This is a genomic window from Candidatus Gracilibacteria bacterium, from assembly GCA_041658685.1.
GTDB lineage: Bacteria > Patescibacteriota > Gracilibacteria > UBA1369 > UBA12473 > JBAZZS01.
The window spans coordinates 65,253-79,502 of record JBAZZS010000002.1; the positions used below are offsets into that span (position 1 = coordinate 65,253).

Consider the following 14,250-nt stretch of genomic DNA (forward strand, 5'->3'; position numbering starts at 1 on the left):
CCTTCGTGCCTCCATACGAAAAACTGGCCTAATAAAAAACATAAACGGCACCGGAATCCCCAAAACCTTTTGCGCTCACCAGGAATCCATCTTCAAAAGATTCTATATTTTCGCCAAAATAATTATCAGGATTTTCTCCTGAAATTAAAAGGTCGTATCGGTCTTCAATTCTTCCATTGAAATCAAGCCCATCTTCTCCGTAAAGAAAATACAAAGTACCGGTATCGTCCGATTCACCTGAGGCTCCAGCTAAAATCTCCGGATATGCATCCCCATTCCAATCGTCCAAGTAAGCAACACTTGTGCCTAATTCTCCGTACTCTTCTGCCCCGGAGATGTGATAAGAGTCACAATCAAATGAACTATCCAAATCACCGGGAATAAAAACCAATTGGCCGGCACGACTGAAACTTTCGTAATCCCCTGCAATAATATCGTTTATTCCATCGTTATTAAAATCATGACTCGAATCCAAGCTATTCCCAATTGACTCGGTATTTATACAACTAAAACTCGAGACCTCTTCCCATGGAGCTAAGCCCAAAGATATAAAAAGATTATTGTCTTCAGGGTTGCCGATTATAAGATCGGAAATAGCATCACCATTTATATCATTTTCTAAAGCAATCCTAGAAAAATTTATCGAAGTATCACTGAGTTCATAAGCGGTTAAATGGCTATCGCTATCCTCAATAACTCCTTTTAAAGCGGTATTACTTCCGGAAAGAACATAATAACTTGCATGATGATCTGAACTATAGATTAAAACGTCATCATAACCGTCTAAATTAATATCGCCCAACGGAGCGCCACTCATCCCCGTAGTGAATGGGTTGAATTTAGCCACATTAGAATTGCTCACAAGCATCGAACTAAGATCACTTTTGCCATAAATTAAATACACACTGTCTCCCTCTGCACTACTCCCCCCTGAAATAAAAATATCATCAAATCCATCGCTGTTAAGATCGCCGGCCGGACTTATGTATATTCCCAGATTATACTCAGATTGATTGATCGAAAATTGGACGGACTCAATTTCAGTGGTGGATTCGTTTATTGGACCATAAATTAAATAGACCAACCCTGCATCACTGGCTATCAAGTCGTTATAAGGAGCACTGATAAGGATATCCTTGTATCCATCTCCGTTGACATCCCCGGCCTCTGCAATTCTACTCCCAAAGTATACATCGTCCGATGGGCCGGTTATACGCATTGCCGATACGATAGTGCCATCACTGGCAGTAAAATCCACAACGGATGCCGATAACTTAATGCTGTTTAATTTTCGAATCGCGGGTGGGGTAATTGTGGTGGAAGGAGATATTTTAATCGTTGCACTGCCTGAAAAATCGAATTTTACAAACAAAACTACAGTCAAACAAAAAATTACGAACGGAATTAGGAATAACTTATAGGAAAATTTCATGATTTAAGGTTAATGTAAATTAAAATATAGTTTATATTTCACTGAATTTCTCCCTCACTGGTCTCCGCATTGATCCTCTGCAACAAGGCTTTTACATTTTCATCCGCCGGATTTTCTTGGAGCGCTTTTTGTAGGTATAAACGCACGGTTTCATAATCTTTTAACTCCGTACTCAATAAAGCGATTCGGTAATAGGTATCTTGATACGGATCGCGAATAGCGAGCACTTGTAAAAACGTGTCGCGCGCCTCTTCTTTTTTATCTTGTGAATCCAACACAATCCCAAAATTATACATAAACAACGGATTGTTCGCTGCCACTTCAACCGCGTTTCGATACATTTCAACTCCTTTTTCACGCCATACTTGCGCCTCGACGGCGCGTCCTTTTTCTTGCACCACATCCGCATAGGCAATGTAGGCAATTCCCAGATTGGCGGGCACGTCCGGCACGGTTTGCACCAAACGATAGGCGTTTTCATACGCGTTAATGGAGGTCGTTAACAACGTGTCTACGATTTCAATGGGATTGTCATACAACCCAAAATTATAAGTACCGGCTCCGTACGCGGCAAAATAGCGCGGCATCCATGGCATGGCCTGAATCGTAACCTGATAATCTTCGAGCATGAGGGCTACTTCGCCCTGCGCTTCATCAATCCCGGCTCGATGGAGAAACCACTCGGCTTTGGCTTGGCGTAGAGTAAACCAAGCGCTTAAAATCCATACGATTCCCACCACGATTACGCCTCCGGTTTTAACGAACGCGTCCAGTCGAATCAAAGCAAATTGTTCGGTTTGAGGTTTGGGATCTTCGGTGACGTGATATAACACCACAGACATTCCCATCAAAATATAAAGTGGAACCAATGTCCCGATCATCCCAAAACTGAGCAATGCTTGCGTGAAATAAGCCAATCCCGCCGCCAAAAAGGACAAGGCTAAAATTTTGGTTCGAAATAAAGTTTTTTCGCTTCGAATCACTTTTCTCAACAACAACATCCAGCACCCGATCATGCCAAAATAAACCAACAAACCAAGTAGCCCTTGCGTGGCTGCGGTATCGAGATATTCCATGTGTGCGGTTTCCGGGGTGAAGGTGTCTTGAATATCCCCGGGCACGCGATAATCCGCACGGCGATACATGTTGTAAATGTCATGAAATGTGGCGAGTCCATGCCCGAGAATCGGCGCGTCATGGATCATTTCAAAGGCACTGAACCACCAACTGATGCGATCCGGCACTTGGCCGTTTTGAATGGATTCAATCGAGGCAATCGTGCGCTGAGTGAGATTGAGATTTTCCAAACGATACAAAACCGCGTTGTGAAAAATTCCGATGAGAAGAATCCCGGCGCCCATCACTCCCAAAATCGGTTTTTTATTCTTTTTAATCCAATGCCATCCGCGAATCACCACTCCGCCCATGAACACCAATGAAGCGAACAATAAGGCCAAAAATGCTCCGCGGCTTGCAGTGGCAACAATCGTGGCCAACATCGGGAGAAGCCCAAGTCCGCACAACAAACGATGCCCCCATTTTTTAGAGCGCAACAATAAACCGATCAAGAGCATGACGTGAAACACCAAGTACGCGCCAAAATGATTACTGTGTCCCATGGTCCCGAACACGCGCACCGTGGGGTCGTGACTCCAGCCTTCGGCTCCCGCCCATCCTTTAAATTGCAACAACCCATAAATCGATAACGCAACCGCCATCCAAACGGAAATTCGCACATAACGGAGAATTTCTTTTTTATCGTTAAAAAATTGAATCACCACAACCATTAAAAAAAGAAGATTCAACATACTGAATAACCCTAAAAACCGGCTCCCGTCTCCAAAAAAGCTGGTCCAAAAATAGGTCGAGGTGAGGGTGGTGAGAATAAGAACCAAACCGTACATCCCGATCCATTTGTTCATGGGGGAACGACGGTAGATCAACTTGCCTTGCGCCAAAATTTGCACCCCCCAAATCGCGACGATAAGAAGAGTTACGATGCGTACCAATGTCAATTTGGGCACAGTGAATGCGGACTCAAATCCGGTGCTGTAAATTACGGGAACCAAAACCACAAGGGCGCAGATCAGCGCCTTAATCAAGTCGTGAGTGGTGATGTTTTTGAGGCGGGAAAACATATTATTTCTGTTAATAAGCTCCTCTTCCCGTGATCACGGTGGCCACGGTTTTGAGTAAAATCACGACATCAATAAAAAACGATTGATTTTTAATGTAGTAAAAATCGTACTCAATGTTTTCGTGGAGAGGAAGATCTTTTCTCCCCAAAATTTGCCAAAGTCCGGTGATGCCGGGTTTTACTTCGAGACGATGACGTTGCCAATCTTTGTACGTTTCCACAATAAAAGGCATTTCCGGCCGAGGCCCCACAATGGACATTTCTCCTTTAAAAACATTCCAAAATTGAGGAATTTCATCCAGGCTTGTGCGGCGTAAAAATCGACCGATATGCGTGACTCTTTTGTCCCGAGAATCCTTGGGTGCGTGCGCATTGGGATTGGTCGTGGCACGCATGGTTCTGAATTTATACATGGTGAAAATTTCCCCACTTTGTCCCACTCGTTTTTGTTTAAACAGCGGGCTATCTCCGGTTTCAATCCAAATAAAAACCATTAAAATCAGATTAAACGGTAAAGAAACGACCAGTGCGGCCACCGCTCCGATGATGTCCAGAATCCGTTTAAAAAAGCGATAAAGCCACTTACTTCCTCCTTTTTTCAAATCCAAGCTGGGCAAACCTTCGAGTTCATTGAGATCAATATCACCGGCCACAATTTCAAATAAATCCGAGACCACTTTAAATTTCACGGGAAATCGATCGCATTGATGAATGAGTTCGAGGATTCGTTCATGAGAAAGTTGCGGATCCGCCACGTAAATTTCATGCACGAGCGCGGTTTGAAGAATTTGCGGCAGTTGTTCAAGCGAACCCAAAAGAGGCGGCCCGTCTTGCGGAGGCTTGGTGACATTATCAATATAGCCAAGGATTCGATAACCAAAACTTTCATATTTCTTAAGCTTTTCCGCAATTTGTTTCCCCGGTTTTCCGGCGCCAACAATGATCACATTCACAATCCCGATTCCGTGTTTATGGAACAAGCGAGCCAGGTGTCGAACAATAAACCGATCCAGATTGATAAAAAACAATCCAAACCCGTAAAAAATCACCACAAGGATGCGAGAATAATCGTATTTATAAAGAAAGGAACCGGCCATCACGAACACCCAAACCAAGGTGATGGCGCGCACCAAATTATACAATTCTCCAAAACCGGTGATGCGGCGACTTCTCTCGTAAAGCCCGAAACTGTAAAATGTCACAAGTAAAATAAGGGCCACCACAGGCATGGCCTTGGCGTATTCCATCCACGGTTGGATTTCACTCCCCCAAAAATCATTGCGCAAAGTGTAGGCCGAAAAAGCGGCGATTCCCATGCCAATCAAATCCGAAAGGACCAAGACGAAAACCGTCAACGCGCTTTGATCGAGAATTTTTAAAAATGATTTCATAAGAGCGAAAGGGGGCACCTAAGATTTTGCGCTTCCGTTTAACCATTTTGCCATATCTCGAGCGCTCACCTTTCGATTTCTCATGATGAGGCGTCGATTTCGTAAGGCCCGTGGCAATTGGAGGAAAAACCGACCCAGCGCTTTTAAAAGATACGGTTCGCGCACCATTATATACCCGAAAATAAGAATTTCCTTCATGAAAATCGAAAAAAAATCGCGAGCCAAATTTCCCCACAATTCGTTTTTTACCTGCATGAGGCGTTGGTTTTTGTATGCGTAATATTTTTGAAAACGTGAGAGATTTTTTCGGCCTTTATACACCTGATAATGCGTGAACCGCTTGAGCACGCCCGTTCCACGACCGTGATACCCCACGGCTTGCGGGAGGTAATAACATTTCCACCCGCACAGGCGCAGGCGCCATGAAATATCAATGTCTTCTTTGTACATAAAAAAATCTTCGTCGAGGAAATCATGCGGCGGGAGTTTGATGTCCTCAAGTGCGGTGCGACGGTATACGGGAACCGCGCCGGACACGCCAAACACTTCCTCTTCGTCATCGTATTGGCCTTGATCTTCCAGGCCTTGACCGCGGTCAATCACGCGACGATTGCGAAAACAATATAAACCTGTTGTATCGATGAATTTAGTTTTTTCGTTTTTCTCAAAATCGTACTTGAGCACTTTGCCGGTGATGGCTGCAATCTTAGGATCTTGTTCGCACTTTTTAATAATGAGCTCGAGATAGTTGGGGGTTAAAATCAAATCCGGATTTAGAACCATAACATAATCGGCTTTACTCATTTGCATGCCCTGATTCGCGGCTTTGGCATAGCCAAGGTTGTCGCGATTGGCCACGACTTTTACGTCTTTAAAATGCTCGCGCACATACTCCACTGACCCATCGGACGAGGCGTTGTCGATAAAAATCGTTTCAAAATGTTTGTAAGTTTGCGCCTCCACGCTCTTGAGGCACGGCTCCAAAAAGCGTTTGCTGTTATAACCGATGAGAAGAATGGAAAGGGTTGAATGAGATTTCATTGGATTTCAGTATATCGGATTTCTTTTAATTTCCATTAATAATTCCTCAAACCGAGTATAGCCCGCCGCAGAATTGAAATGACCTGCGCCCTTGATGACTCGGACGTCGATGCCTAAGAGTTTCGCCAATTCTTGCGCTTTTTCAAGTTTAATATAAGGGTCGTTGTCGGAATGAAAAATGACAAAATGTTTGCAATTCTTTTTAATCGCAGGCCAATTGAATGTTTTTTGAGCAAATGTTTTCATGGAGTCGTCGAAATGATTGTCAGCCTTACCCACAAATGCAGCCACAAAAAAGGCGGCTTTGACCGGATGTTTTTCAATAACATTGAGCAAAAATGCCGGCCCTACGCTGTGCCCCACCACGAGCGTCTCAGGGGTTAGAAATTCCTTATAAAGATCCATCACGCGCAACCACTCGATGAGCGTTTGATTCTCCGGCGTTGGAAATTGCGGGACAATGACGTGATGCCCCAGTTTTTCGAGCTCTTGCTTAAGCCATGGAAACCAATTTTCCTCAGGCGACCCGCCCACCCCGTGGATGATGAAAATATTAGCCATAACAGAATTGATTTTACGCCTTTTTATAAAAACGGAAAAACTTCTTTTTGATGGCTTCTTTTGAGAACTTTAAAATTTTACGTTTTTCTGTAAAATTTTTATAAAAATTCATCGTTTTGACTTGTTTTTAATTATTTTATAGGTTAAAGTTGCCTTACTATTTTTCTGTAAAAATTTATGAAAATCGCACTACTTTGCGGGGGGCCATCGTTGGAACGTGGGATTTCACTCAATTCTGCGCGAAGTGTTCTCGATCATTTGAACGGCGATGGCATTGAAATTGTCCCGATTTATTTTGACACGCATCGCAACGCCTATCACCTTTCCCAGGCTCAGTTGTATTCGAATACTCCCTCTGATTTTGACTTTAAGCTCAAGGAAACCGCCAAGTTTTTAAGTCGCACGGCGCTCAAAGCTCTGCTTAAGAGTGTTGATCTTGCGTTTCCGGCTATGCATGGGGCATTTGGGGAGGACGGCGATATCCAACGCCTGCTCGAGCGTTACGGCATCCCGTATGTAGGCTCACCTGCGTCAGCGTGTCGTCGTTTTTTTGACAAACATGAGGCCAATACCTTTCTCCGCGAACAAGGATTTTTTACCTTGCCCTCGGTTTTACTTAAAATTCATCACTCTGATCACTCCCGTTTAATCCGAGCTTTTTTCAAACAACATCACATCACCCGCGCGATCGTGAAACCCGCGACCGGCGGCTCGAGCATCGGTGTTTTTTCAGTTTCCACTCCGGCGGAAGCGCTTAAAAAAGTCCGCTATCTTTTTTCCAAACGCATCAATACCCGCGTGGTGATTGAGCCGTTTTGCACGGGCATTGAATTCACTGTCATTCTCCTCCAAAACCGTTTCAATATGCCGGTGGCCATTCTTCCCACCGAGATTGAGGCGGATTACACCAAACATCAAATTTTTGATTATCGAAAAAAATATTTGCCCACGCGCCAAGTCCGCTATCACTGTCCTCCGCGTTTTGACAACAAGACCATCGAACGAATCCAAGTTCAGGCCGAACAATTGTTCACGCTTTTCGGCGTGCGCGATATGGCGCGCTTTGACGGATGGGTATTGCCGGACGGGAAAATCTGGTTTTCGGATTTCAATCCGATCAGCGGCATGGAACAAAACAGTTTTCTTTTCCAACAAACCTCTCGTATCGGGTTCAGTCATCGCGATCTTTTGCGCTATGTGGTGCGGCACGCGTGCGACCGCCACGAAATTCCTTTCCCCGCTTTACCTCGTTCGATTTCAACCAAATCGCGCAAGCCCATCCAGATTGTTTTTGGTGGAAAAACTTCGGAACGGCAAGTTTCTCTCATGAGTGGAACCAATGCGTGGCTCAAATTGCGGCGCTCGGAAAAATATGACCCCAAACCGTTCCTTCTTGGTCTCCACGATGAAGTTTGGGAACTTCCTTATGCCTTTACCCTCAGCCACACCGTGGATGAAATTGTTGAAAATTGCGAACACGCCAAACGCGACGATGAACGCCTTCATTTTCTTGAGGAAAAAGTGCGATTGCGTCTTGCCCTACGAGAGGGCGAGGCCAATGAACCGTTCTTTCTCCCGCGAAAAATGAGTCTCAGCTCCTTCATTAAAAATGCATCGTATGTTTTTATGGGATTCCATGGAGGAATCGGGGAAGATGGAACGATTCAACGCATGCTGACCCAAGCCAAAGTCCCCTTCAACGGCTCTAGAGAAAAAGCATCCAAAATTTGCGCCGACAAACTCAAAACCGGAGAAGTTTTGCAAGGGCTTGAGTCTCAGGGCATTTATTCCGCGCAAAAAAAACACGCTTTAATTTCGGAATTTAAAGGATGGAAATTGAACGACTTTAACCTCTATTTTAAAAAACTTCAAAAAATCCTAACCTCCCGCAGTGTGATTGTTAAGCCACGCGACGAAGGATGTTCGTCCGGGATTGTGCGACTTTTTTCCGGAGAAGATTTAAAAAAATATGCGTATTGGGTTCAAAAAAACACTCCCTTTATTCCGGCGGGTGTTTTTCATCATCAAACCACGGCCATTGAAATGCCGTTGCGATTGTTGCGAGACATTTTCTTTGAGCGCTTTATTGAAACCGATATTGTTCGGGTCAAAGGCCAGCGCATCAAATGGCGACGAAAAACCGACTGGATTGAGGTGACGGTGGGGGTTTTGGAACACGCTGGACGCTATCACTCGCTCAGCCCCAGCCTTACCGTGGCGGAGGGGCACGTACTTTCAGTGGAAGAAAAATTCCAAGGCGGAACCGGAGTTAATTTAACCCCGCCTCCCGCGCCGTACGTTAAACCTGCCGCACTTGAAAAAGTAAAACGCTCCATGGAGCTCATTGCTCAACGCATCGGGATTCAGGGCCACTGTCGCATCGACACGTTCATGCACACGCAAACCGGCGACGTGATTGTGATTGAGGTGAATACGTTACCTGCGACCACGCCTTCAACCGTGCTTTTTCATCAAGGGTTGGCGGAAAAGGAGCCGGTGTTCCCGAGGGAGTTGATGGAGAGGATTATACGAGGGGTTTAAAACATAGATATGGTACAATAAAAATCGTTGTTAAATATTGTATTCTATGAAAATCAGTTTAGTCACAGGCGGCGCCGGATTTATCGGAAGTCATTTATGTGAAGCCTTGCTTGAAAAAGGGAATACTGTCTTTTGCGTTGATAATTTTTGTACCGGGAACAGAGAAAACGTAAAACCTTTTATAAAAAATAAAGCTTTTCACCTCATCACACACGACATCACTACTCCTATTAAAATAAAAGGACCTATTGATCAAATTTATAATTTAGCTTGTCCCGCCTCCCCCGTGGATTACCAAAATATCCCCATAGAAACGTTATTGGTGTGCGCTGAAGGCGTTAAAAATATGCTCGATTTAGCGGTTCAAAAAAAGGCTATTTTTCTGCATGCCTCCACCTCGGAGGTCTATGGTGATCCTTTAAAACACCCTCAGAGAGAAGATTATTTTGGAAATGTAAATTGCATCGGCCCTCGTTCCTGTTACGACGAAGGCAAGCGATTCGCTGAAAGTTTGATTATGAATTATAAAAATCAATTCAATTTGGATATAAAAATCGTGCGTATTTTTAATACGTATGGCCCGTTTATGCGAAAAAATGACGGTCGCGTGATCCCGAATTTTATTAGCCAAGCGTTAAACAATGAGCCAATCACTCTTTATGGCGACGGCTCTCAAACACGATCGTTTTGTTATGTTTCGGACTTAATTGATGGGTTCATGAGTATGATGGAGTGTGCTGATTTTTCAGGCCCTGTGAATCTTGGCAATCCGCATGAAATTTCTGTCAAAACACTGGCTGAAAAGATCATTCAATTGACTCAATCTAAAAGTGAATTAGTGTATCGGCCCATGCCTAAAGATGACCCCAAAGTGCGTTGCCCGGACATCACATTGGCGCATGAAAAATTGAATTTTTCACCCAAAGTGGAATTAAAAAAAGGGCTTCAATTGACTCTCGATTGGTTTCGTAAAGAGTAACGCCAAAAAATTTGACAACGAGCGTTTTGGCCTTTATAAATGATGCATTGAAAATTCGCTTATCCAGAGTGGACGAGGGATTCGGCCCGTAGACTCCACAGCAACCCGTTTGCATCTCATTGACGTAAAATGAGCCGGCAAGCACGGTGCTAACTCCGACCCCTTTTGCGGGGAAGATAATGTGGGAATATTCACTTCATAATCTTTCTCGCGAAAGATTATTTTTTTATTCTTTTTTTATGTCTACGTATCTCTTCACTTCGGAATCGGTGACCGAAGGGCATCCTGACAAGATTGCCGATCAAATTTCCGATGCCGTGCTCGACGCGGTTTTGGGTCAAGACGCGCGCGGTCGTGTGGCGTGCGAAGTGTTGGTAACCACCGGGCTGGTTTTAGTGGCCGGGGAAATCACCACCACATGCTATGTCGATATCCCCAAATTGGCACGTGAAACCATTCGAGAAATCGGTTATACGGACGCAACCTATGGATTCGATTATAAAGCATGTTCCGTTCTCACGGCGATTGATGAACAAAGTCCGGACATTGCCTTGGGTGTGGATCGCGAAGGCGCCGGGGATCAAGGGATGATGGTCGGTTTTGCCATCAATGAAACCCCGGAATTCATGCCTCTTCCGATCATGCTTTCGCATAAATTGGTTCGCCAGTTGGCTAAAGTTCGTAAAGAAGGCGGACTCAAATACCTCCGCCCCGACGGAAAAAGTCAGGTTACGATTGAATATGAAAACGGCAAACCCAAACGTATCGATACAGTCGTGGTTTCCACCCAACACGGACCCGATGTGTCTTACGATCAAATTCGGCAGGATGTGATTGAAACCATTATTCGTCCCATTTGCAGTGAATACCTCGATGACAAGACCACGTATCACGTCAATCCGACCGGGAAATTCATTATTGGTGGGCCTCCGGGGGATTCCGGACTCACAGGTCGCAAAATCATCGTGGACACGTACGGCGGCATGGGTCGCCATGGAGGAGGATGTTTCTCGGGGAAAGATCCGACCAAAGTGGATCGCTCGGGCGCGTATGCGGCTCGCTATGTGGCTAAAAATATTGTGGCTGCAGGCTTGGCTGACAAATGCGAGATTCAAATCGCTTATGCCATCGGAGTCGTGGAACCGGTTTCCATTTTTGTGGAAACGTTCGGGACTGAAAAGGTTAAAAATGAACTCATCGTTGAATTGGTGAGGAAACATTTTGACCTCACCCCGCGTGGCATCATTTCTCACCTCGATTTACGCCGTCCGATTTATAAAAAAACAGCGGCGTACGGGCACTTCGGCCGAGAAGAAGAATCTTTTACATGGGAAAAACTCGATAAAGTCGATGCGTTGAGAAGCGATGCAGGACTTCGATCTTAAAACTCAATGGACACAAACCCAATCGAAAAAATTCGTAAAGTGGTACGGTTGATTCAACCTAAAATAAGCCCCTTCGGGAACATCAGTTTCCGTAAAGGGGATGCATTTCAAATCACAAAATCGGGGGCGGTTCTAAATGAAATTCAAAAAAAGGATTTCGTCGCCCCCGATCCCAAAAATAATCCTTCAACTGAAACAAAGCTTCACGCTTTTATTTATGAACAAAGGCCAGAGATTCATTGGATTATTCATCTTCATGACTCTGTGGTTCTTAAAAAAGGAGAAACACTTCATTTACCTATCACGAAAGAAGAAAAACCTTTTGGCACCCAAGCTTTAGTGGATGAGGTTGGCAAAATTCTCGGGAAGCATCCTTACATCCTCATGAAAAACCATGGTATCATCGCGCTTGGGTCTTCTTTGGATGAAACCCTTGATTTGATAATCAAAATCCACAATGCCTGTAAAGACGATTGAATGGAAAAATGGGGCCGCTCATATGATCGATCAGACGCTTTTACCCCAACAATACAAAATCATTCGATGTGAAACGGTTGAAAAAATTTGGGATGCCATTAAAACATTAAAAATTCGAGGCGCTCCGGCGATTGGGATCGCGGCGGCATTTGGACTACTGATTGCCTCCGAAAAATCATCTGCAAAAAACTACTCTGCCTACAAACGCGAAATGCAAAAAAGTGCGAAATATTTAGGGAGTTCACGACCCACTGCAATCAATTTGTTTTGGGCCCTGGATCGAATTATGAAAGTCGTGGATGAAAATGAAAATATTAAAATCGCTAAAAAAAATGTAAAAAAAGAAGCTTTAAAAATCTTTGAGGAAGACAAAAAAATTTGTAGAAGAATTGGAGAAAATGGCGAAAAATTAATTCCCCATGGGGCCACGATTATTACTCATTGCAATGCGGGAGGGCTTGCCACTGCGGATTATGGTACGGCGCTCGCCTGCCTTTATTTTGCACATGAAAAAGGCAAGAAATTAAAAGTCTTTTCGGATGAAACAAGGCCGCTCCTTCAAGGCTCGCGCCTCACCTATTGGGAGCTCACTCACGCGGGCATCGATACGACCATCATTTGTGACAACATGGCCGCGCACGTGATGAACACACAAAAAGTGGATTTGGTTATTGTTGGAGCGGATCGCATTGCAGCCAATGGAGATACGGCGAATAAAATCGGCACGTACAGCCTTGCGCTTGCGGCTCGAGCTCATCAGGTCCCTTTTTATGTGGCAGCCCCCCTTTCCACGTTTGATCTTACCTTGAAATCCGGGAAAGAAATCCCCATCGAAGAACGCAACCCGAAAGAAGTGGTAAAATTTAAAGCAAAAGTCTACAACCCGGCCTTTGATGTCACCCCTGCGAATTTAATCACGGGTATTGTTACGGAAAAAGGAGTTATTAAAAATCCAACTTTTAAAAAAATCTCTAATCTTTTCTCTTATGGATCTTAAAAAATATATTCGCGATATCCCCGATTTTCCTAAAAAGGGAATTATTTTTAAAGACATCACTCCTCTCCTTTCAACGCCTTCTGCTTTTAAATTTGCCATGGATCAAATGTTGGAATTTGCACGCCAACAAAAAGCTGAAGCCGTGGTGGGTATTGATTCAAGAGGTTTTATTTTTGGCAGTGTCATCGCTTACCAATTGGGCCTAAAATTTGTTCCTGTACGGAAAAAAGGGAAACTCCCGTATCAAACCCTTTCCGAAAAATACGCACTTGAATATGGGACGGCGGAACTTGAGATCCATAACGATGCGCTTCATAAAGGAGAAAAAGTTTTAATTGTGGATGATCTTCTTGCCACAGGCGGAACCGTTCGAGCCACCTGCGGTTTGGTGGAAAAGCTTGGCGCACAAGTGTGCGGGATTGCGTTTTTGATCAACCTTTCCTTTTTAAACGGTGGGGAGAAAATTAAAAATTATAAAACCTTAACTTTAATCCAATATGAATAGCGCTTCCATCGGTATTTTGGGCGGATCGGGTTTTTATGATTTTTTAAAAAATGCGCACACCATTGAAATGGACACCCCTTACGGCAAACCGTCCGGCAAAATCACTCTTGGCGAATATAAAGGCAAAAACGTGGCCTTTCTTCCTCGTCATGGAAAAGGCCATATTTATCCTCCCCATCAAATCCCTTATCGAGCGAATGTGTGGGCATTCAAACAATTGGGAGTTCAATTTATTTTGGGCCCTTGCGCCTCAGGAAGTTTGCGTCCGGATATAAAACCAGGCGATTTTGTGGTTTGTGATCAATTTGTGGATCGGACCAAGGGGCGTATCGATACTTTTTTTGAAGGCCCAAAAGTCGCTCATGTTGAAGCCGCGGAACCTTATTGTTTAAATCTTGGGAAAATCGCAGTGGAAGAAGGCCGAAAACTGGGAATTCAAATCCATCCCAAAGGCACAGTGGTTGTAATCCAAGGCCCTCGTTTTTCCACAAAAGCGGAGAGCAAGTGGTTTTCTTCCGCGGGTTTTGATGTGATCAATATGACTCAATATCCAGAATGCATTTTGGCGAGAGAGCTTGAAATGTGCTACTCGGGCATCGCTTTGATTACCGATTACGATGTAGGCCTGAGTGATTATCCCGAGATTAAGCCCGTTACCATTGAAGAAGTTTTAAGAACTTTCAAGGAAAATAATGAAAAATTGCGTAATTTGCTTTTTGCAATCATTGAAAAAATAGAGATTGGGAAATCCTGCCGATGCCATTCGGCGATGAAAAATGCGTTTCTAAATTAGAGATTTTGAGA

At 44.2% G+C, this 14,250-nt stretch carries 11 protein-coding genes and 1 riboswitch; of the genes, 7 read left to right on the forward strand and 4 right to left on the reverse strand.

The features are described 5' to 3' along the window. Window positions 1-28: 28 nt before the first annotated feature. The 4 genes from WC882_02765 to WC882_02780 are packed head-to-tail and all read right to left on the reverse strand — an operon-like array spanning window position 29 to window position 6,562. Complete coding sequence (locus WC882_02765; protein MFA5842570.1) at window positions 29-1,432, reverse strand: integrin alpha; 1,404 nt, start codon at window positions 1,430-1,432, stop codon at window positions 29-31. Further along, a complete protein-coding gene (locus WC882_02770; GenBank protein MFA5842571.1) occupies window positions 1,405-3,570 on the reverse strand; it encodes an O-antigen ligase family protein in 2,166 nt (721 codons plus the stop codon). Before WC882_02770 ends, WC882_02765 begins: the two co-directional genes overlap by 28 nt. A 10-nt stretch (window positions 3,571-3,580) precedes the next feature. Next, entirely contained in the window at window positions 3,581-4,960 is a 1,380-nt protein-coding gene (locus WC882_02775; GenBank protein MFA5842572.1) for a sugar transferase, read from the reverse strand. A gap of 18 nt (window positions 4,961-4,978) precedes the next feature. After that, complete coding sequence (locus WC882_02780) at window positions 4,979-6,562, reverse strand: glycosyltransferase (GenBank protein ID MFA5842573.1); 1,584 nt, start codon at window positions 6,560-6,562, stop codon at window positions 4,979-4,981. 177 nt (window positions 6,563-6,739) lie between these two features. On the opposite strand from WC882_02780, the gene WC882_02785 reads away from it, so the two are divergent. From WC882_02785 to WC882_02815, 7 genes are all read left to right on the forward strand, one after another. Then, the gene (locus WC882_02785; protein MFA5842574.1) at window positions 6,740-9,103 is read left to right on the forward strand and encodes a hypothetical protein; all 2,364 of its coding nucleotides are present in this window, start codon (window positions 6,740-6,742) and stop codon (window positions 9,101-9,103) included. Window positions 9,104-9,149: 46 nt separating this feature from the next. Further along, window positions 9,150-10,082, forward strand: a complete 933-nt coding sequence (locus tag WC882_02790) for a UDP-glucuronic acid decarboxylase family protein (GenBank protein MFA5842575.1) — start codon at window positions 9,150-9,152, stop codon at window positions 10,080-10,082. 56 nt (window positions 10,083-10,138) lie between these two features. Then, a riboswitch (SAM riboswitch) is annotated at window positions 10,139-10,265 on the forward strand. A gap of 56 nt (window positions 10,266-10,321) precedes the next feature. Then, window positions 10,322-11,467, forward strand: coding sequence for a methionine adenosyltransferase (gene metK / locus WC882_02795; protein MFA5842576.1), 1,146 nt, complete (start codon window positions 10,322-10,324; stop codon window positions 11,465-11,467). Window positions 11,468-11,473: 6 nt separating this feature from the next. Then, window positions 11,474-12,046, forward strand: coding sequence for a class II aldolase/adducin family protein (locus WC882_02800; GenBank protein MFA5842577.1), 573 nt, complete (start codon window positions 11,474-11,476; stop codon window positions 12,044-12,046). Then, entirely contained in the window at window positions 11,967-12,941 is a 975-nt protein-coding gene (gene mtnA / locus WC882_02805; GenBank protein ID MFA5842578.1) for an S-methyl-5-thioribose-1-phosphate isomerase, read from the forward strand. Before WC882_02800 ends, mtnA begins: the two co-directional genes overlap by 80 nt. Continuing rightward, complete coding sequence (locus WC882_02810; protein MFA5842579.1) at window positions 12,931-13,446, forward strand: adenine phosphoribosyltransferase; 516 nt, start codon at window positions 12,931-12,933, stop codon at window positions 13,444-13,446. The genes mtnA and WC882_02810 overlap by 11 nt, the downstream gene beginning before the upstream one ends. After that, window positions 13,439-14,239, forward strand: coding sequence for an S-methyl-5'-thioadenosine phosphorylase (locus WC882_02815; protein MFA5842580.1), 801 nt, complete (start codon window positions 13,439-13,441; stop codon window positions 14,237-14,239). The genes WC882_02810 and WC882_02815 overlap by 8 nt, the downstream gene beginning before the upstream one ends. Window positions 14,240-14,250: the final 11 nt, after the last annotated feature.